The sequence below is a fragment of the Massilia niabensis genome, assembly GCF_042655085.1.
GTDB classification, from domain to species: domain Bacteria; phylum Pseudomonadota; class Gammaproteobacteria; order Burkholderiales; family Burkholderiaceae_D; genus Telluria; species Telluria niabensis.
In genome coordinates, this window is record NZ_JBHSMU010000003.1 from 127,149 (window position 1) to 146,313 (window position 19,165).

The 19,165-nt window shown below is 63.7% G+C and carries 23 protein-coding genes; 11 read left to right on the forward strand and 12 right to left on the reverse strand.

The annotated features are described in order from the left end of the window. Nucleotides 1-39: 39 nt before the first annotated feature. Nucleotides 40-885: an EI24 domain-containing protein gene (locus tag ACFPN5_RS00720; protein ID WP_379779074.1), complete on the reverse strand. Its 846-nt coding sequence runs from the start codon at nucleotides 883-885 to the stop codon at nucleotides 40-42. A gap of 198 nt (nucleotides 886-1,083) precedes the next feature. On the opposite strand from ACFPN5_RS00720, the gene ACFPN5_RS00725 reads away from it, so the two are divergent. Together ACFPN5_RS00725 and ACFPN5_RS00730 are read left to right on the forward strand one after the other, a co-directional pair. Continuing rightward, nucleotides 1,084-1,440, forward strand: coding sequence for an FKBP-type peptidyl-prolyl cis-trans isomerase (locus tag ACFPN5_RS00725; RefSeq protein WP_379779076.1), 357 nt, complete (start codon nucleotides 1,084-1,086; stop codon nucleotides 1,438-1,440). 186 nt (nucleotides 1,441-1,626) lie between these two features. Beyond that, complete coding sequence (locus tag ACFPN5_RS00730) at nucleotides 1,627-1,881, forward strand: acyl-CoA-binding protein (protein WP_379779078.1); 255 nt, start codon at nucleotides 1,627-1,629, stop codon at nucleotides 1,879-1,881. A 27-nt stretch (nucleotides 1,882-1,908) separates the two neighbouring features. Here the strand turns inward: ACFPN5_RS00730 and ACFPN5_RS00735 are convergent, their stop codons facing one another. Then, nucleotides 1,909-2,190 (reverse strand): polyhydroxyalkanoic acid system family protein, encoded by a 282-nt coding sequence (locus tag ACFPN5_RS00735; protein WP_379779080.1) that lies wholly within the window; start codon nucleotides 2,188-2,190, stop codon nucleotides 1,909-1,911. Between the two features lie 155 nt (nucleotides 2,191-2,345). Between ACFPN5_RS00735 and ACFPN5_RS00740 the strand changes: the two genes are divergently transcribed. The 5 genes from ACFPN5_RS00740 (at nucleotide 2,346) to ACFPN5_RS00760 (ending at nucleotide 7,415) form a co-directional block, all read left to right on the forward strand. Beyond that, complete coding sequence (locus tag ACFPN5_RS00740; protein WP_379779082.1) at nucleotides 2,346-3,899, forward strand: gluzincin family metallopeptidase; 1,554 nt, start codon at nucleotides 2,346-2,348, stop codon at nucleotides 3,897-3,899. After that, complete coding sequence (locus ACFPN5_RS00745; protein ID WP_379779084.1) at nucleotides 3,896-4,177, forward strand: protealysin inhibitor emfourin; 282 nt, start codon at nucleotides 3,896-3,898, stop codon at nucleotides 4,175-4,177. The genes ACFPN5_RS00740 and ACFPN5_RS00745 overlap by 4 nt, the downstream gene beginning before the upstream one ends. A gap of 197 nt (nucleotides 4,178-4,374) precedes the next feature. Beyond that, nucleotides 4,375-4,698, forward strand: a complete 324-nt coding sequence (gene fdxA, locus ACFPN5_RS00750; RefSeq protein WP_379779086.1) for a ferredoxin FdxA — start codon at nucleotides 4,375-4,377, stop codon at nucleotides 4,696-4,698. A gap of 154 nt (nucleotides 4,699-4,852) precedes the next feature. Next, nucleotides 4,853-5,950, forward strand: a complete 1,098-nt coding sequence (locus ACFPN5_RS00755) for an NAD(P)/FAD-dependent oxidoreductase (RefSeq protein WP_379779088.1) — start codon at nucleotides 4,853-4,855, stop codon at nucleotides 5,948-5,950. A 229-nt stretch (nucleotides 5,951-6,179) separates the two neighbouring features. After that, the gene (locus tag ACFPN5_RS00760) at nucleotides 6,180-7,415 is read left to right on the forward strand and encodes a polyhydroxyalkanoate depolymerase (protein ID WP_379779090.1); all 1,236 of its coding nucleotides are present in this window, start codon (nucleotides 6,180-6,182) and stop codon (nucleotides 7,413-7,415) included. A 189-nt stretch (nucleotides 7,416-7,604) separates the two neighbouring features. Here ACFPN5_RS00760 and ACFPN5_RS00765 read toward each other — a convergent pair whose 3' ends face one another. Beyond that, entirely contained in the window at nucleotides 7,605-7,808 is a 204-nt protein-coding gene (locus ACFPN5_RS00765; RefSeq protein WP_379779092.1) for a hypothetical protein, read from the reverse strand. A gap of 88 nt (nucleotides 7,809-7,896) precedes the next feature. Further along, on the reverse strand, nucleotides 7,897-8,340 hold the full coding sequence (locus tag ACFPN5_RS00770; RefSeq protein ID WP_379779094.1) for an RcnB family protein: 444 nt from the start codon (nucleotides 8,338-8,340) through the stop codon (nucleotides 7,897-7,899). A gap of 129 nt (nucleotides 8,341-8,469) precedes the next feature. Here ACFPN5_RS00770 and rsxB point away from each other — a divergent pair, with 129 nt between their 5' ends. Together rsxB and nth are read left to right on the forward strand one after the other, a co-directional pair. Continuing rightward, entirely contained in the window at nucleotides 8,470-9,213 is a 744-nt protein-coding gene (gene rsxB, locus ACFPN5_RS00775) for an electron transport complex subunit RsxB (RefSeq protein ID WP_379779096.1), read from the forward strand. Further along, entirely contained in the window at nucleotides 9,210-9,899 is a 690-nt protein-coding gene (nth, locus tag ACFPN5_RS00780) for an endonuclease III (protein ID WP_379779098.1), read from the forward strand. Before rsxB ends, nth begins: the two co-directional genes overlap by 4 nt. 34 nt (nucleotides 9,900-9,933) lie before the next feature. Here nth and ACFPN5_RS00785 read toward each other — a convergent pair whose 3' ends face one another. Further along, nucleotides 9,934-10,575 (reverse strand): hypothetical protein, encoded by a 642-nt coding sequence (locus ACFPN5_RS00785; protein ID WP_379779100.1) that lies wholly within the window; start codon nucleotides 10,573-10,575, stop codon nucleotides 9,934-9,936. Between the two features lie 324 nt (nucleotides 10,576-10,899). Between ACFPN5_RS00785 and ACFPN5_RS00790 the strand changes: the two genes are divergently transcribed. Continuing rightward, nucleotides 10,900-12,096: an acyltransferase family protein gene (locus tag ACFPN5_RS00790; RefSeq protein WP_379779102.1), complete on the forward strand. Its 1,197-nt coding sequence runs from the start codon at nucleotides 10,900-10,902 to the stop codon at nucleotides 12,094-12,096. Nucleotides 12,097-12,211: 115 nt separating this feature from the next. On the opposite strand, the gene ACFPN5_RS00795 is transcribed toward ACFPN5_RS00790, so the two are convergent. From ACFPN5_RS00795 to rplU, 7 genes are all read right to left on the reverse strand, one after another. Next, complete coding sequence (locus ACFPN5_RS00795) at nucleotides 12,212-13,828, reverse strand: methyl-accepting chemotaxis protein (RefSeq protein ID WP_379779104.1); 1,617 nt, start codon at nucleotides 13,826-13,828, stop codon at nucleotides 12,212-12,214. Between the two features lie 247 nt (nucleotides 13,829-14,075). Continuing rightward, nucleotides 14,076-14,438 carry a nuclear transport factor 2 family protein gene (locus ACFPN5_RS00800; protein ID WP_379779106.1) on the reverse strand — a complete coding sequence of 121 codons (363 nt, stop codon included), beginning with the start codon at nucleotides 14,436-14,438 and terminating at the stop codon, nucleotides 14,076-14,078. A gap of 8 nt (nucleotides 14,439-14,446) precedes the next feature. Then, the gene (gene proB, locus ACFPN5_RS00805; RefSeq protein WP_379779108.1) at nucleotides 14,447-15,565 is read right to left on the reverse strand and encodes a glutamate 5-kinase; all 1,119 of its coding nucleotides are present in this window, start codon (nucleotides 15,563-15,565) and stop codon (nucleotides 14,447-14,449) included. A 10-nt stretch (nucleotides 15,566-15,575) separates the two neighbouring features. Next, entirely contained in the window at nucleotides 15,576-15,950 is a 375-nt protein-coding gene (locus tag ACFPN5_RS00810; protein ID WP_379779110.1) for a hypothetical protein, read from the reverse strand. A 67-nt stretch (nucleotides 15,951-16,017) separates the two neighbouring features. Further along, nucleotides 16,018-17,133 (reverse strand): GTPase ObgE, encoded by a 1,116-nt coding sequence (gene obgE, locus ACFPN5_RS00815; protein WP_379779112.1) that lies wholly within the window; start codon nucleotides 17,131-17,133, stop codon nucleotides 16,018-16,020. 104 nt (nucleotides 17,134-17,237) lie between these two features. Continuing rightward, complete coding sequence (rpmA, locus tag ACFPN5_RS00820) at nucleotides 17,238-17,519, reverse strand: 50S ribosomal protein L27 (protein ID WP_379779114.1); 282 nt, start codon at nucleotides 17,517-17,519, stop codon at nucleotides 17,238-17,240. 36 nt (nucleotides 17,520-17,555) lie between these two features. After that, a complete protein-coding gene (rplU, locus tag ACFPN5_RS00825) occupies nucleotides 17,556-17,867 on the reverse strand; it encodes a 50S ribosomal protein L21 (protein ID WP_082493710.1) in 312 nt (103 codons plus the stop codon). A 285-nt stretch (nucleotides 17,868-18,152) separates the two neighbouring features. On the opposite strand from rplU, the gene ispB reads away from it, so the two are divergent. Beyond that, complete coding sequence (gene ispB / locus ACFPN5_RS00830; RefSeq protein WP_379779116.1) at nucleotides 18,153-19,142, forward strand: octaprenyl diphosphate synthase; 990 nt, start codon at nucleotides 18,153-18,155, stop codon at nucleotides 19,140-19,142. Nucleotides 19,143-19,165 lie beyond the last annotated feature (23 nt).

Genomic DNA, 19,165 nt, shown 5'->3' on the forward strand with positions numbered 1-19,165 from the left:
TGCCTACAGGCATGGGTATTCGACTCCTACACGGCCGGGTTACAAGGCCCTGTCGCCGTGCATGGGCGCCGGCACTGATCCAGCCGGGCTCGCCAGGCGCAGCTCTTCCAGGGCTTGCAGGCAGTAGTACTGGTACCACAGGCCGGTGAACAGGAAAATCACGAGGTAGAGCCAGGCCGACAGGATCGCCAGGATCGGGAACAGCACCACCGCCAGCACCGCGCCGCCGATCCACGCGATGCCTGGCAAGGCGCCCAGCGCACCCGAGGCCATGCCGATCGCCAGCAGCGGCCAGCGGTGCTTGTGCATGAGGGCCTTGCGCTCGGCCTCGCTGGCGTGGGCGGCCAGCGCGTCGTAGCTCATCACGCGCGACGCCACCCAGCCCCACAGCGCCGCCTGCACCACCACCGCCAGCGGGGGAATGGCGTACAGCGGCACGGTGCACAGCCACAGCAGCGCGAACACGGCCACGCTCGACAGGTTCATCCATACGCTGCCGGCGAAACTGCCGCCCTCCTTCTGCTCGAGCTTCGGGTAGTCGCGCCGGCCGACATGGCGCTCGATGGCGGGCATGGCGAAAATGCCCATGAACAGCAGCGAGGAGGCGATCATCAGCGGCAACAGCAGGATGATCGCCACGATCGGCACCACGATCACCTTCAGCGCGCCCAGGCCCAGGGTCGACAGCATGCTGTTGCTCGACTGGAACCAGCCGTATTCGACGAACAGCGCGTGCAGCCAGTCGAGCAGGCCCGGCAGGAAGGCCCACAACAGGCCGCCCCAGGCCAGCAGCGACAGCAGCAGCGGAACGAAGGAGAGCATGAGCATGCGCCGCGAAAACTGGGCGCGCAGCGCGCGGCGCCAGGCGCGGGCGACGCCGCTCATGCGCGCCTCCCGGGGATGAACGGAACAGGTGCTGGCATGGTGGGACGCTCCCGATAGCAAAAGCACATTGTAGTCAGAATTCACGGGGCCGGTGCCCGCAAGCGGGAGCCGCAAGCGGATGCCGCAAGCGGGTATGAATGGCACGTTGTGAAACCTTGCACTACAATCGCCCCTCAACCCGAATATTGAAGGAAAATCATGACCACTACTACCACCGCTTCCGGCCTGCAATACGAAGACACCGTCGTCGGCGAAGGCGCCGAGGCGAAAGCCGGCGCTTACGTCACCGTCCACTACACCGGCTGGCTGCGCAACGACGACGGTACGCCTGGCGCGAAGTTCGATTCGAGCAAGGACCGTAATGACCCGTTCCAGTTCCCGCTGGGCGCCGGCCACGTGATCCGCGGCTGGGACGAAGGCGTGCAGGGCATGAAAGTCGGCGGCCAGCGCCGCCTGACCATCCCGGCAAACCTGGGCTATGGCGCACGCGGCGCCGGCGGCGCCATCCCGCCGAACGCAACCCTGATCTTCGACGTCGAACTGCTGGCGGTGTAATCATCGCTCCATGCGATGTCAAGCGGCGCCTGCGGGCGCCGTTTGCGTTTCAGGGGCCGCCATGGTCGAGCATGCCCTCTAAAGTGCGGCGCGAAACCGCATGATCCACGGCAGCGTCGGCTAAGATGGCTGGGTGCATTGCCTTAGCATCAATGCTTACTGAACAACCAGCCAACAGGAGTTTTTATGAGCTTGCAAGACCAGTTTACCCAGGCCCAGGCCGATTCGAAGAACCTGCCGGAACGCCCGGACAACATGACCTTGCTGAAGATTTACGCGCTGTTCAAGCAGGCGTCCGTGGGCGACGCCAGCGGCGAGCGCCCAGGCTTCACCGACATGGTCGGCCGCGCCAAGTTCGACGCATGGGATGGCCTGAAAGGCACCTCGAAAGAAGACGCGATGCAGCAGTACATCGATTTGATTGAAGAGCTGAAGGGCTGATCAGCCGCGCGCGCGGCGTGGCACCCCTCACGCCGCCGCGAACACCCGGCGCATCTTGTCGGCCACCTTCGCCTCGATCGCCGGCCCGAACGCACTCATCAGGAACCCGAGCTTGATCCGCAGCGCCGCGCGCTGCTCGCCCAGGGTCAGGGCGCCCTCGACCCCGCTGCGCTCGAAACGCAACACGTCGCCATCCCAGCGGCAGGCCATGCCGAATTCGGTGGCCACCTTGTCGGCCACCTGTTGCGCCGCGGCGCGTGCCCGCTCCGGGCTCAGGTTGTGTTCCTGGACGATCTGGATGTCGGCCATCTGTGTTTCCTTCCTCTGCAAACGCAAGACAATCCGCCATGATGCCAGTTGCATGGGAGAGATACCAGTCCACTGTGCAATTGACGTGGGTCAAAACTCGATCCGCCGGGGGCGCGAGTATCTGCTGATGTATCTCAATCACGCGAGGATGCGCAATGAATCAGAAACGAGCCCTGCTGCCGGATGACCCTGTCACTTTCGAACGCGACCAGCCCCCGGTCGCCTTTATTCCCACCCCAAGCGCGCCCTACCGCGAACACCGCAAGGCGACCAAATTGCTCGACCAGCCGGGCATACCCCGCGCGGTCGACGCCCCGCCCGACTCAAGCGTCCCCCTGCCCTATGCCTTTGGCGCGCGCGTGCTGATGTGGAAGCAGGATCCGTCGGTGCTCGACATGGGCACGCGCAAGGCCTTTTTGCCGGGCATCGTGCTGGCCGGCCCGCGCGACGCCCGCATCGCATCGGGCGATCCGGGAATTTCCCCGGTCGAGCCGAATGCCTTCGGCGACTTCGTGACCATGCCCGACACGCCGCAGTTCGACGCCGTGCACACCTTTGCCGTGGTACGCCAGACGCTGACCATGTACCAGCGCTCGCTGTCGTCGAGCGGCAGTGAGATGCCGTTGCCGTGGCAATGGAACAGCAGTATCGACACGGCGCCGCTGCAGATCTTCCCCTACGGCCTGCCGAACGTGATGAACGCCTTCTACAGCCGCACCCAGAATTGCCTGAAGTTCGGCGACTTCGTGCCGTCCGGCCAAACAGAGCGGGTGTTCACCTGCCGCTCCTTCGACATCGTCGCCCACGAGACCGGCCACGCCGTGCTCGACGGCCTGAAGCCCCACTGGCTGCTGGCCGACGCGCCGCCCCAGACTGGCGGCCTGCACGAAGCCTTCGGCGACCTCACCGCCATCTTCCTGGCGCTGTCGCAGCTGGACCAGTGCGAAGCCGTGGTGGCGCAGACCAAGGCGCGCCTGCACGACAAGACCTTCCTCGCCGACATCGCCGAGCAGTTCGGCCTGGCGCTGGGCGGCACCACGGGCCTGCGCAATGCCGACAACGACCTGACGCTGTCGCAGGCCGGCACCCAGGTGCATGCGATTTCGCAGGTGTTCACCGGCGCCGTGTACGACATCCTGGCCGATCTCTTCGCGCTCGAGCGCAACCCGGCGCTCGAGGACGACGCCGCCGTGCTGCACCGGGTGGCGGCCTGGCTGCGCGGGCTGGTGCTGCGCGCGCTGGTGGCGGCGCCCGACATTGCCGCCACCTATGCCGACGTGGCCAACGAGATGCTGCGCCTGGCGATCGAGGACGGCAAGCCGGCAAGCTACGGTGACGCGATCCGCCACCAGTTCACCATCCGCGAAGTCGTGGCGGAACCGGACTATTCCGGCGAAGCCCCGGCCCCGGTCGACCCGACGGACGCGGCAACGCCGGCACTCAAGCCTCGCTTCAAGCGGCTCGCCGCTGGAGTCTGCGACGCACCCGGCGCCATGCAGGACCGGCGCGCCTGCTGCGGCACCATGAACCTGGCCGAGTACTACAACATCGAACGCGTACTCGAGGCCGAAGCGCAGGCACTGGCGCGCTGGTGCGCCGAACGCGGGCGGAACGGGCCGGCCGGCGAAGGCACAGCGGAAGCGCCGGCGCCCGACGAGTCAGGCGCGCTGGCCGCCGCGGCGATCGCGGCGGCGGCGGACCGGCCGTGAAGATCAGGGCGACCATGGGAGGCGGCTTTGCCGGCCTGGCGCGGCAGGTCGAGCTCGACACGGCCTGCATCGCCGGCGGCCGCGACCTGGAGGCCTTGCTGCACCGGGTCGACTTCTTCGGCGCGCCGCCGCCCTGCGCGGTCGGGGCGGACCTGCCGCGCTGGGAAATCACTGTGGAGGATGGCGGGCGCTGCAAGTCGGTGGTGCTGGCGGACGACGGCTCGCTCGGGGCGACGGAATGGCAGGGGTTGCTGGCGCATTTGCGTGGGGCGGTGTAGGAATGGGTTCCGTCCTTCGGCGTGCGATGGTGCATAACACGTCTGAATCGGGCGTCACGCTCCTCATTTGCTTATGTATATTGTGTCTAAGCGTAATTTGTAGGAAAAGCTGAATTGCCCTAAAATACAGTGCTTTGCCATGTTGGCGGCCTCACCTCGCGCTGACGCCGCGGCACCCCACCATAGATAGGACTGTTATGACCCACGTTGTCACCGAATCGTGCATCCGCTGCCGGTATACCGACTGCGTCGATGTATGCCCGGTCGATTGTTTCCGGGAAGGCCCGAATTTCCTCGCAATTGATCCTGACGAGTGCATCGACTGCGCCGTCTGTGTGGCCGAGTGCCCGGTCAATGCGATCTATGCCGAGGAAGACGTGCCGGGCGACCAGCAGCAATTCATCAAGCTCAACGCCGACCTGTCGCGCGCATGGCCTTCGATCACCAAGACCAAGCCGGCCCTGCCCGATGCGGACGAGTGGAAAGACGTCAAGAGCAAGCTGGAACAGCTGGCCCGCTAAGAAGCAAGCAGCCGCAGCGCCTGCTGGCCGGTTTTCGGCCTTTGCCAGCAGGCTCACGTCATCCATGGCACACTAGCGGCCATCGCACGAACAGGCCCGCATTCAACGGGCCTACCTGCAGCGCCCTCTATTCAAAATCAACAGGATTTAGCGCATGACTATCAGTGCCACCCACGATGCGGGCAGCATCGCCCCTAACAGTTCGTTCGCCGGCGCCATCGACGCCGACGCCGTCATCATTGGCGCCGGTCCCGTTGGCCTGTTCCAGGTCTTTGAACTCGGCCTCCTCGAGATCAAGGCCCACGTCATCGACTCGCTCGCGGCCGTCGGCGGCCAGTGCGTCGAGCTGTATCCGGACAAGCCGATCTATGACATCCCTGCCGTGCCGGTGTGCACCGGCCAGGAACTGACCGACAACCTGCTCAAGCAGATCGAGCCGTTCGAGCCGACCTTCCACCTGGGCCAGGAAGTTACCACCGTGCAGCGCCGCGAAGACGGCCGCTTCAACGTCGAAACCTCGGCCGGCACCCGCTTCATCACCAAGACCATCTTCATCGCGGCCGGCGTCGGTTCGTTCCAGGCGCGCACGATCAAGGTCGATGGCATCGACAAGTTCGAAGGCAGCCAGCTGCACTACCGCGTCAAGGACCCGTCGCTGTTCGAAGGCAAGAACCTGGTCATCTGCGGCGGCGGCGACTCGGCCCTGGACTGGGCCCTGAATTTCGTCGGCAAGGCCGAATCGGTCGTGCTGCTGCACCGCCGCGAAGACTTCCGTGCCGCCCCTGCTTCGGTGGCCAAGATGAAGGCCCTGTGCGAAGAATACGAAATGCAGCTGATCATCGGCCAGGTCACCGGCTTTGACGAAACTGACGGCAAACTGAGCGAAGTGAAGGTCACCGGCGCCGACGGCGTCACCCGCCGCGTCCCGCTGGACATGCTGATGGTGTTCTTCGGCCTGTCGCCGAAGCTGGGCCCAATCGCCGAATGGGGCCTCGACATCGAGCGCCGCCAGCTGAAGGTCGTCGATACCGAAAAGTTCGAGACCAATGTGCCGGGCATCTTCGCCGTGGGCGACATCAACACCTACCCGGGCAAGAAGAAGCTGATCCTGTCGGGCTTCCACGAAGCAGCACTGGCTGCCTTCGGCGCGGCGCCCTACATCTTCCCGGACAAGAAGATCCACATGCAGTACACGACGACCTCGCCGAAGCTGCACAAGATCCTCGGCGTCGAGACGCCGGTCTTCGATTGATTCGTCCAGTATCTTGAAAACCACACTGCCCCGCCTTTGCGGGGCATTGTTTTTTATGTGCGTCGCATCACTGACGCCGTAACAAAAAGGGGTGTATAACCCCGTTAAGCGCACATCAAACGCAGTCTGCCCGGGAACAGATATTTCCACTGGCCAAGCGACTTACCCTATAATGATTTGATGAAATATCGCGTATCAAACGCGACGCGCTCGACAACGAAGGAATACTATGCTCTACCAATTGCACGAGATGCAACGCTCCTTCCTGACCCCGCTCATGCAATGGGCGGATGCGTCATCGAAGTTGTTTTCGAATCCGGTTTCTCCATTCGCCCACACTCCGTTCTCACAGCGTATCGCCGCCGGGTATGAACTGATGTACCGTCTGGGCAAGGATTACGAAAAGCCGGCGTTCGGCATCCCCACTACCACCATCAAGGGCGAGGAAGTCGGCATCGTCGAAGAGGCTGCCGTCACCAAGCCATTCTGCAAACTCGTACATTTCAAAAAAGACCTGCCCGAGGCGGCGATAACAAGCCTGGCGCAGCCGACCGTGCTGCTGGTTGCGCCGCTGTCCGGCCACCACTCCACGCTCCTGCGCGACACGGTGCGCGCCCTGCTGCCCGACCACGACGTCTTCATTACCGACTGGATCGACGCGCGCATGGTTCCGCTGTCCGACGGCGCCTTCCACCTGCACGACTACATCTATTACGTGCAGGACTTCATCCGCACCCTCGGCCCGGACGTGCACGTCATTTCGGTGTGCCAGCCGACCGTGCCGGTGCTCGCCGCGATCTCGCTGATGGCGTCGAACAATGACCCGAAGCTGCCGAAGACGATGACGATGATGGGCGGCCCGATCGACCCGCGCAAGTCGCCCACGGCCGTGAACGACCTGGCCGTCGAAAAGCCGTTCTCGTGGTTCGAGAATACGGTGATCTACTCGGTGCCGGGCAATTACCCGGGCTTCGGGCGCAAAGTGTATCCGGGCTTCCTGCAGCACGCCGGCTTCATCGCGATGAATCCGGGCCGCCACGCCCAGAGCCACCGCGAGTTCTACCAGCACCTAGTGCGCGGCGACGATGATTCGGCGGAGAGCCATCGCCAGTTCTACGACGAGTACAACGCGGTGCTCGACATGCCGGCCGAGTACTACCTCGACACGATCAAGACCGTGTTCCAGGAATTCCGCCTGCCGGCTGGCACCTGGGACGTCGGCGGCCAGCTGGTGCGCCCGCAGGACATCAAGACGGTCGCGCTGTTCACCATCGAAGGCGAGCTCGACGACATCTCGGGCGCCGGCCAGACCCAAGCCGCGCACGACCTGTGCAGCAGCATTCCGGAACACATGAAGCGCGACTTCGTGGCGCCGAAAGCCGGCCACTACGGCATCTTCTCGGGCCGCCGCTGGCGCGAGACGATCTGCCCGAAGATCGGCGAATTCATTCGCGAATTCCGCTGATCGAATGCAGTAGAAACGACAATGCCGCGCCTTTGCGCGGCATTTTTTTATCCGGTTTGGTTCCTGCTACAGGTTCCATCATACCCGTAGGGTGGGCGGCGTCATGGCCGCGGGCCAGGCCAGCACCCGGTCGAGCCGCTTACCCTACGTCCTGCTGCACGCTTCTCGATTACCGCACGCGCCGCCGGCTCAGGGCACGTCCTCGCGCCGGTCTTCGCCGCGCGCGAAGTCGGTGTCGACTTCCTCGTCGTGGTTATCGCGCCGGTCGCCATGACGGCGCTCTTCCTCGGGCTCGTCCTGCTTGTCCCTGGCCACCTCGCTGCCGTTGTTGCCGGGACGGTGTGTCGCCGTTCCATCGGCAGCCACCAAGGGGGCGATGATCCATTCGTTCATTATGTTCTCCGTTATAGGCAAAGGCCGCAGCCATGACATATCGCCATCATAGCAGCGGCCTTCGTAGATGCCCGCTTCAGTTGCCTATTCAGTTGCCAAGCAGGACATTGGCGATGATGCCGGTGGCGATCGCGGCCAGAACGTAGTCGTTCCCGACCTGCACCCAGTGGTGCCCGCGCGGCGGCGCGCTCAGGCGGTGGGAGCGCCAGTTGTCGACCACGTAATGGCGGGTGTGGTACCTCGGTGGCAGGCGATGGCCGCGATACAGGTCGTGGCGCGGGCCGGCGCCCCGGGCCTGGCGGTAGTCGCGGCGGTCGTCACGGGCATCGCGGCTCGCTTCGCGGCGATCGTCGCGGTAGTCGCGGCGTGCGTCTCGCTGGTCGTCGCGGTACTCACGGCGGTCCTCGCGGTAGTCGCGGCGGTCTTCGCGGCGCTCCTGGGCGCGTTCATAACCGCGGTCCTGCGCGACGGCAGGGAAGCTCCCCGCGAGCGCGAGGGCAATCATTGCCTTGGCAATCATGTTCGACTTCATGGTCTTCCTCCCGGAGGTGTTCGGGCCGCGTGCCCAATACCGCTAGTTAGCCATGGATTGTGACCCCGTTCTGTACGTTCCGCCGCCTAAGTGCAGAGCTCGCTTCAGCACATCGCAGGTGTCGCGCTTTTGTCGCTCATTTATTGGATAATGGCGGCTTTAACCCGCCGCCCCGCCGTGACCAAGACCCTTGCCGACCTGATCGAAGACCAGCTGCCGCAGACGCAATGCACCAAGTGCGGCTATCCGGCCTGCCGTCCCTATGCGGAAGCGATCGCCAGCGGCGAAGCCGAGATCAACCAGTGCCCGCCCGGCGGCATGGAGGGCGTGCGGCGCTTGTCGAGCGTTACCGGGCGCCCCGTCATTCCGATCAATCCGGCGAACGGCATCGAGCGCGCGCGTCCGGTCGCGTTCATCGACGAGTCGCTCTGCATCGGCTGCACGCTGTGCATCCAGGCCTGTCCAGTGGACGCGATCATCGGCGCGGCCAAGCAGATGCATACCATCCTGCCGAGCCTGTGCACCGGCTGCGACCTGTGCGTGGCGCCCTGCCCGGTCGACTGCATCAGTATGATGCCGGTCACCGGGGACCTGACGGGCTGGGCCGCCTGGTCGCAGGAAGCAGCCGACGCGGCGCGCGCGCGCCACGATTTCCGCACCGAACGTTTGACACGCGAACGCGAGGAAAACGATGCGCGGCTGGCGGCGAAAGCCGTCGAAAAAATGCGCGCCGTCACCGCCGAGGCGACAAATTCGCCCGAGGAACTGGCCGAGAAGGAGCGCAAGCGCGCCATCATCGCCGCTGCCATGGAACGGGCACGCCTGCGCGCGGCGGAAAGTGCGCCGCCTCCTCCAGACAAGACTGATTCATGAATCCGGCAAAACGTTTAGAAATATTCACGCGCTTTCGCGCCGCCAATCCCCATCCGACCACCGAGCTGGAATACACGACGCCGTTCGAACTGCTGATTGCCGTGCTGCTGTCGGCACAGTCGACCGACGTCGGCGTCAACAAGGCCACGCGCCGACTGTATCCGGTGGCGAACACGCCGCAGAAGATCCTCGAGCTCGGTATCGACGAGCTCAAGACCTATATCTCCACGATCGGCCTGTACAACAACAAGGCGAAGAACGTGATCGCCACCTGCCAGATCCTCGTGGACCAGTACGACGGTGAAGTGCCGCATTCGCGCGAAGCCCTGGAAGCCTTGCCGGGCGTCGGCCGCAAGACCGCCAACGTGGTGCTCAACACGGCCTTTGGCGAACCGACGATGGCGGTTGACACCCACATCTTCCGCGTCTCGAACCGGACGAAAATCGCGCCGGGCAAGAATGTCGACGAAGTGGAAATGAAGCTGCTGAAGGTCGTGCCGAAGGAGTTCCTGATCGATGCGCACCACTGGCTGATCCTGCACGGCCGCTACACCTGCGTCGCGCGCCGGCCGCGCTGCTGGAACTGCGTCATCCAGGACCTGTGCGAGTTCCGCGACAAGACGCCGGCGCCGGATGGGCTGATTGCGCCGGAAGGCACCGAGTCGCCCGTCCTCCCCGAAGGCTGAAACCTGTCCTCCCGGCCGAACTGACCGGCCGGTGTTATGGATACACTATGCTCAGCAGTATCAGGCACCACAGCAGGCCGCCAGCGATCATCCACGCATAGTTAGCCGTGCTGAATGCTGCGTTGCCGCTGCCTTGCGGATCGCCGCAGCTGATGTTGATCATTTCCTGCGCCTGCAGCAGCTGGTGAGCCAGCGGCAGCAGGATCAGCAGCGCAAGGATATCCGTCGTCGGCGAACCCAGCGATTTGTTGGCCGCCCGGTCGAGCCCGTTCGACAGCAGGAGCAGTACGACCAGCACCGTCGCATGGGAACGGTCCTGCCAGGCGCCGACCTCCAGCTTCACGCTGCCGTATGCCTTGATCTTGGCGAACAGGGAGTGGACGAAAAAGACCGCAAACACCGCGCGTGGCAGCGGCCAGACCCCATTTCCGGCCTTCGATGCATGGGGCGAAATCTTGTTGTAGCGGGCCCAGTTCTTGTAGAACCAGTACGCTCCGTACATGCCGAGGGTAGCCAGGTAGAGCAGGACAAACTTGCGTTTGGAGACCACATAAAACAGCGGTTCCTCCTCCAGCGCAATGGCGTCTATCTCGTCGAGGGTCGCTGCGTGGTGAAAATCGGTCATGGCATATTCTCGGGTTGATGCCGGTGGGCGCTGTGCAGCGGGAAGCGTCATGCCATGCGGGTGGCCGGCTGATATTTCTAAAACGAAATATGATACCGAAGAAAACTCTACTTCTGGTGAAATAGTTACGGCAACTGCCGCTGAGGTTGTTGCTCGGCCGCAGGCAAAGGGGGCGTGCCCAGGCGATGGCATGGATGAACAGCGTCGTGGCAAATTGGCATGCCTCCCGCTCGATCTGCCCCGGAGCAAACTGAGCGGACTGAGCAATAAAATTGGATGCATACAGTTTAATTTCAGTAACTTTTTGTACTAGAATGCTTGCGACTGGCGCTCAAGCCGCTCCGCCAACCGGCGACAATCACAGAAAGTACGTACATGGACGGATCACGGCGCCTGCATTCCTTCGATAACCTGCGCGCCATGATGATGTGGCTCGGGATCGTCATCCACGTGGCGATCAACCACATCACCGGCCCCTCCGCCCTGCCGTGGCGCGACACCCAGACGACTCCGATTGCCGACCTGCTGCTGGTCTTCATCCACGCCTTCCGCATGCCCGTGTTCTTCATCCTGGCCGGCTATTTCGTGGCCCTGCTCGTCGCACGGCGCGGCGCCAAGGGCATGCTGGTGCACCGCATGCGCAGGCTGGCCCTGCCCTTTGCCATCTTCTGGCCGCTGCTGATCGTGTGCACGTCGGTATTGATGCTGGTCTATCTGCACCTGATGGCCTACGGCACCTTCGGCATCGACCCGTCGTTGCTGGCGAAGAAAACGGAGGCGACATCCCCGTTCAACACCATGCACATGTGGTTCATTTATTACCTGATCTGGTTCTGCGTTTTCACGGCAGTCCTGGCGCCGCTGGCGTCAAAAGTACCGGCCGGAGTGCGCAGGGCCGCCGACGCCGGCTTTCGCGCGCTGGCGGGCAAATGGTGGGGAGCATTTGTGTTGGCCATCCCGCTTGCGATCATCGGCTCGTCCTACCGGGCCGGCGTGCTGGCGGCGAACGGCTCGTTCATCCCGAACCTCGGCGAGCTGATACACAACGGGATGTTTTTCGTTTTCGGCCTCTACCTGTACCGCCATCAGGATGGCCTCTTTCCGCTGCTGACGGCGAGGTGCTGGCGCAACACGGTCGCAGGCTTCGTGCCCTTCGTACTGGCGCTCGCCGCCTTCAAATCATTTACCGCCAATCCGCAGGGAATCGCGCATATCGAAGCCGTGATCGCCTTCCTCTACAACCTGACCACCTGGCTGTGGAGCTTCGCCCTGATCGGCCTGGCGCTGCGCTACCTGCCGACGCAGAACCGGATCATGCAGTACGTGTCGGACAGCTCGTACTGGGTCTACCTGGTGCACATGCTGGGAACGATCGGCTTCGGTGCGCTGCTGTACGGCCAGCCCTTCGGGCCGCTCACCAAAATGTCCCTGAACATCCTGGCGACGACGGCCGCCTGCCTGCTCAGCTACCAGCTGCTGGTGCGCTACACGCTGATCGGTGTCTTGCTGAGCGGGCAGCGGCGGTCGAAACCGGTGCGGGCGACCGCGCCGGAGGCGGTGGAACCGCAGTAAAGCGACCGTCCAGCTGGCGCCCGCACTATCGCTGCGCCCGCGCCAAATGGCAAAAAGCCGCCGCGCCGGACGGCGCCGCGGCCAAGGAGCATGTTCCGCGCCTGCGTGCCGGTGGTCAGGTGATGTGGACAGGAAGGAAGCCGCCCGGGGTGGTGGCGTGCGCCTGGCGTTGCGCACGCCGCGCCACGGCGCCTGCGACCGCCGCGTCCTCATCGAGCTTGAACACGCTCACCACCCCATTGAGCGCGCTGGTCTGCTCGCGCAGGGCCTGTGCCGCTGCGGCGGCTTCTTCGACCAGTGCGGCGTTCTGCTGGGTCGCAGCATCCATTTCCATGACGGCCATGCTGACCTGTTCGATGCCGGCACCCTGCTCCGCCGTAGCGGCACTGATGTCGGACATGATGTCCATCACCCGTTTCACGCTGGTGACAATGTCGGCCATCGTCGCACCCGCCTCGTTGACGAGCACGCTGCCCGCTTCGACGCGCTCGACCGAGGCGCCGATCAGGGTCTTGATTTCCTTCGCCGCCGTGGCTGACCGCTGTGCCAGGTTGCGTACTTCCGCGGCCACGACGGCAAAGCCGCGGCCCTGCTCGCCGGCGCGCGCCGCTTCCACGGCCGCATTCAGGGCCAGGATATTGGTCTGGAAGGCAATGCTGTCGATGACGCCGATGATGTCGACGATTTGTTTGGCCGATTCATTGATTGATGACATCGTCGCCACAGCACGCTCGACCACCTCGCCACCTTTTACTGCCACGTCGCAGGCGGAAATCGCCAGTTGATTGGCCTGGCGCGTATTGTCCGTATTCTGCTTGACGGTCGAGGTCAGCTCCTCCATCGAGGAAGCCGTTTCCTCGAGGGCGCCAGCCTGCTGCTCGGTACGGCTCGAGAGGTCCATATTGCCCTGCGCGATTTCGTTCGACGCCACGGAGATCGTTTCGGCGCCGCTGCGCACTTTCGTCACGATGGCCTTCAGGCTGGTATTCATCGCGTTCAGCGCGGCCAGCAGCTGACCGGTTTCGTCGTTCGACGTAACCTCGATCCGGGCGCGCAAATCGCCGCTCGCAACGGACTGGGCCACTTCGACGGCGCGGCCCAGTGGACGCACGATCGAGCGCGAGACAAGCACGCCGGCCAGGATCGCAGCGGCGGAAACCGTCACCATCGCCAGCAGGCTCAGCAAGGTAGCGCGCTCGCTACTGGCGTTCGCCTGGGCGACGTTCTTTTCGGTCGTGGCAACGATCTGCTTGCGTACTTTCACCAGCAGCTCGGACGGCGCGCGGTCCTTGCCCTTGACTGCCCCGTCGCCGGCGGCGGGATCGAATCCAGCAGCCTCGAATTCGCCATAGCCCTTACGGTAATCCTGGCCCATCTGCGCATGCGCGCGGCCGAACTCTTCGAGCACCTCGCGCTCCGGGCCGGCCGGCAAACCCTTGACCAGCTGCGCGACTTCGTCCGCGACCTTCCGTTCGCCGTCCTGGAAGGCTTGCCAGTACTTGGCGCGCTGGGCTTCGTCCTTGCCGCGCAGGAGCGTGTTCTTCCACTCCTGGATCTGGGTCTTGAAGCTCGACAGCAAGGTTTCGACCCCCTGGGCCTGGCTGTAACTGGCGACCGCGCCTTCATAGGTGGCGATGGAACGGTTCAGCTCCCACAGGCCGAAGAAACCGGCACAGGCAACCGCCAGGGCAACGGCGGCAAAGCAGAGGGGAAGTTTACGGCTCAGTTTCATACACGCTTTCTTGGGCTGCCAGTCCCGGACAGGATCGGACCACCAGCGCGCAGCAATCGACCCTCCCCGGCAGGCAAATATATTGAGACAGGAATAACAGATAGTCTACGTGACCCGTGTCTTTACAGCAACGAAAATTAGGATATGGAAAGGCTTATGTGGGGCGCCTGTCCGCGCACCGCAACACAATTAAACGAAGAATATCGAAGTTGTTACGCAGGCCACAGATGTGGCCGGGGCCGGAAGATCAGCCTGCGTACAACGTGGCGGGACCGACGGCGAACGAGGCCCGCGCGATGCGGCCCTCCACCACTTCATAAATGCACAGCATCTCGACCGCGCCCTTCCCTTCCGGGAAATTGCGGGTCACGACTTCGAGGTCGATGACGATATTGCCCAGCACGGTACGGCTGAGCAGGCGGGCATGCAAGTCCGGCTCCGCAAAGCGCGCGACGTAGCGCGGCCGGATCTGTTCACTCCCCTCGGCCAGCAGCGGCCCGTGCAGCGTGAACTGCTGCGCATCCGGCGCATAGGTGCCCATCAGGGCGTCGATGTCCTTGGCGTTGTAGGCGTCGAGCTGGGCCTGGACCACGGCGGCGGGAGTTGTCATGTGTGCTTTCAGAGAAGGACCAGGTTATCGCGATGCACGAGTTCAGGCCCTTCGATATAGCCGAGGATGGCCTCGATCTCGTTCGAGGAATGGCGCATGATCCGGCGCACTTCGCTGCTGGTATAGCTGGAGAGCCCGCGCGCGACGGCGAGGCCGGCTTCGCTGACGCAGGTGATGAGCTGGCCGCGCCCGAATTCGCCCTTGACCGCGATGACGCCGATCGGCAGCAGCGACTTGCCTTCCCGGGTCAGCTTCTGCACGGCGCCGGCGTCGAGCACGACCTCGCCCGCCGTGTGCAGGTGGTCGACCATCCACTGGCGCCGTGCGGTCAGGCGCGTGGTGGAGGCGTTCAGTTGGGTGCCGATCGCCTCGCCCTGCGCCAGGCGCGTGAGCACGTCCGGTTCGCGGCCCCAGGCAATCACGGTGTGGGCGCCGGAACGGGCGGCGCGGCGCGCGGCCAGCACCTTGGTCAGCATGCCGCCACGCCCGATGCTGCTGCCGGCGCCGCCGGCCATCGCCACCAGGCTGTCGTCGCCGGCCTGCGCCTGTTCGATCAGCTTTGCGGCTGGGTCCTTGCGCGGGTCGGCGGAATACAGGCCGCGCTGGTCGGTCAGGATGACGAGGGCATCGGCTTCGATCAGATTGGCGACCAGGGCGCCCAGCGTATCGTTGTCGCCGAACTTGATTTCGTCGGTGACGACGGTGTCGTTCTCGTTAATGATCGGCACCACGCCCAGGCGCAGCAGGGTCGTCAGGGTGGCGCGGGCGTTCAGGTAGCGCTCGCGGTCGGCGAGGTCGGCGTGGGTCAGGAGGACTTGTGCGGTCTTGACGCGATGTGCTTGAAAGCTTGTCTCGTAGATTTGGGCCAGGCCCATCTGGCCGCAGGCGGCGCAGGCCTGCAGTTCGTGGATGTCGTGCGGGCGGGCGGCGAAGCCGAGGCGCAGCATGCCCTCGGCAATTGCGCCGGAGCTGACCAGCACGACTTCCTTGCCGAGTGCGCGCAGCGCCGCGATTTGCGCGGCCCAGCGGGCAATGGCGCCGTGGTCGAGGCCGCGGCCCTCGTCGGTGACGAGCGAGGAGCCGACTTTCACGATGATGCGGGCGGCTTGCTGAATGACGGAATTCATGGGGCGAGTCTCATGGTGCAAGGCTGATCTTCCGCGGGCGCAGCGCCAGCAGGGCCAGGCCCACCAGCAACTCGATCCCGCATACGATGAACAAGACCCCGCGCGGCAGGCCGATCGCGAATGCCGCGACCAGGCGCCCGGCCGGCTGGGCCAGCAGGAATAGTGCAACGAGATCGCCGAGCAGGGGCTGGTCGCTCCGGCTCGCCGCCAGCCATGCCAACCCCGCGGTAGCGAGGCGCATGCCAACATAGATGGCGTAGAACTGGCTGTAGCCGTTCACGCCAACGAGAAACAGGCCCATTGCCGCCGCGACCCGGTCCGGGTCGAGCATGGCAATGAGCGCCGCCAGCGAACTGACGGTGGCCACCAGCTGCAGAAGCTTCACGCGCGCCCAGGCGCTCGTGAAGCGTTGCCCCGTACCATTCACCGGGCGCTGCCTGGGGAGGTGATCCTTAGTCTTCAAGGATCTTGAAACGAGGATCGTCCGGGTCGATTGAGGTGATGCCGCGCGCTTCCTCGGTCATCTGGATCGACTCATCCACGCGCAGGTCGGAAGCGCGCTTCGTTTCCAGGTGCAGGTAGATGGCATTGATCAGTTCCTGGCAGCCTTCGCGGTTCAGGGCCGAAATCTCGAAGTAAGGTCCCTTCCAGGCCATCTTCTTGATGAAGTCCTTGACGCGCTTCTTGCGCTCTTCTTCCGGCACCACGTCGAGCTTGTTGAGCACGAGCCAGCGCGGCTTGTTGAGCAAGTCCTCGTCGTATTTCTCGAGTTCCTTGATCAGGGCTTTCGCTTCCTTGACCGGGTCGACCGTGGCCTCGAAGGGCGCCATGTCGACAATGTGCAGCAGCAGACCGGTACGCGCCAGGTGGCGCAGGAACTGGTGGCCGAGGCCCGCGCCTTCGGCGGCGCCTTCGATCAGGCCCGGGATGTCGGCGATGACGAAGCTCTTCTCGTGCGACACACGCACCACGCCCAGGTTCGGATGCAGGGTCGTGAACGGATAGTCGGCGATCTTCGGCTTGGCGTTCGACACGGCCGTAATGAAGGTCGACTTGCCGGCGTTCGGCATGCCCAGCAGGCCCACATCGGCCAGCACCTTCAGTTCCAGGCGCAGTTCGCGGCGTTCGCCTTCTTTACCCTCGGTCTTCTGGCGCGGCGCGCGGTTGGTCGAGGTTTTGAAGTGGATGTTGCCCCAGCCGCCCTCGCCGCCCTTGGCGAGCAGTTCGGTCTGGCCGTGTTCGGTCAGGTCGGCAATGATTTCGCCATTGACGTTATCAATGATCAGCGTGCCGACCGGCATGCGCAGATAGACGTCGTCGGCGCCCTTGCCGTAGCAATCCGAGCCGCGGCCCGGTTCGCCGTGGCGGCCATGGTGGGTTTTCGAATAGCGAAAGTCGACCAGGGTGTTGATGTTACGGTCCGCAATCGCCCAGATCGAGCCGCCCTTGCCGCCGTCGCCGCCGTCGGGACCGCCGAATGGACGGAACTTCTCGCGCAGGAACGATGCGCAGCCGTTGCCGCCGTCGCCCGCGATGACTTCAATTCTTGCTTCGTCGATAAACTTCATTTTGACCGCCAAAAAACTAAAAAGGCCCTACCGTGGGCAGAGCCTTTCGATGGAAGGCTTGCGCCTTACAAGGATGCGCCGCACGAAGCGGCGCTTTACGTCAATTACGCTGCGACTGCTTCAGCAGCCTGGGCAGCAACGACGGTGACGAATTGCTTCGAGCCGACGCCTTGCTTGACGAATTTCACAGTGCCGTCGACCAGCGCGAACAGGGTGTGATCCTTGCCGATGCCGACGTTGGTGCCTGGACGCACTGGGGTGCCGCGTTGACGGATGATGATGCCGCCGGCGTTGATCGCCTGGCCGCCGTACACCTTCACGCCGAGGCGCTTGCTTTCTGAATCGCGGCCGTTACGGGTAGTGCCGCCGCCTTTTTTGTGTGCCATTTAAGTACTCCTTGATGACTTTGAAGAGAGGGGCAATTAGCCGTTGATTGAAACCACTTGGATTTCGGTGAAGTTCTGGCGGTGGCCCTGACGCTTCTGGTAGTGCTTACGACGGCGCATTTTGAAAATGCGGACCTTGTCGTGGCGACCATGGGAAACGACCTTCACCAGAACCGTTGCACCTTCGACCAGTGGAGCACCAAACTTGATGCTTTCGCCCGCGCCAACGGCGAGGACCTGATCGATCGTGAGTTCGGAACCAATGTCTGCCGGTATCTGTTCTACTTTAAGTTTTTCGCCAGCGACAACTTTATACTGCTTGCCACCGGTTTTTATGACCGCGTACATGATTGAAAACCTCATCAATTGTTTAATAAAAATCCCTGCGGCGACGCTTGCGTCGTGCTTCTCTGGTGCCGGGGAACAGGGAATTATACACGGTTCGATCTGATGCGTCAAAAGCCGGCTCCGTCCGCAAGATGGCGTGGCATCGCGGCAACGAAGCCGGCCAGCCCGGCAGGACGGCGGCGGCACCGGGGGCGTGCGCACCGCTTGGTGAAATGGCACGGCTTATGCTTGCATGTCGTATAATCGCCCCACCCTCCGCACATCAACGTCTATTGCAGGTTCGCCTTGTCCGCCGCTACCCCTCCAGCACAACAGAACAACATTACCCAATCGATCGCCGCCGACATGGACGCGGTCAACACGGTGATCCGCCAGCGCCTGCATTCGGAAGTGAGCCTGGTTAACCAGATCGCGGAGTACATCATCAGCGCCGGCGGCAAGCGTATCCGCCCGGTCCTCGTGCTGCTGCTGGCCAATGCCTACGGCTATCGCGGCACTGCGCACCACGAGCTGGCCGCCGTCGTCGAGTTCATCCACACCGCGACCCTGCTGCACGACGACGTCGTCGACGAGTCCTCGATGCGGCGCGGCCGCCAGACCGCCAACGCGCTGTTCGGCAATGCCGCTTCGGTGCTGGTCGGCGACTTCCTCTACTCGCGCTCGTTCCAGATGATGGTCAGCCTGGAAAACATGCGCGTCATGCAGATCCTGTCTGACGCGACCAACGTCATCGCCGAAGGCGAAGTGCTGCAGCTGTTGAACATGCACGACCCGGACGTGTCCCACGAGAGCTACCTGAAGGTGATCCGCTCGAAGACCGCCAAGCTGTTCGAAGCGGCCGCCGAGCTCGGCGCGCTGGTGGCGGGCGCGAGCAATGCGCAAGTCGCCGCGGCCGGCGAATTCGGGCGCTCATTGGGTACCGCTTTCCAGCTGATCGACGATGTGCTCGACTACGCCGGCGACGCCACCGAGATCGGCAAGAACGTCGGCGACGACCTGCGCGAAGGCAAACCGACGCTGCCGCTGATCTACCTGATGGAACACGGCACGCCGGAGCAGCGCCAACTCGTGCGCACCTGCATCGAGCAAGGCGACGAGCAGCATTTCGACGCCGTACTGGCCGCCGTCACGGCGAGCGGCGCGCTCGATTACACCCGCCGCGAAGCCGAAACGGCCGCGCGCCGGGCCGCCGAATCCATCACGGACCTGCCCGACAGCGTGTACAAGCAAAGCCTGCTCCAGCTGTGCAGCTTCGCTGTTGACAGGAACCATTGAGAAAATTATGATTATGCCTATCC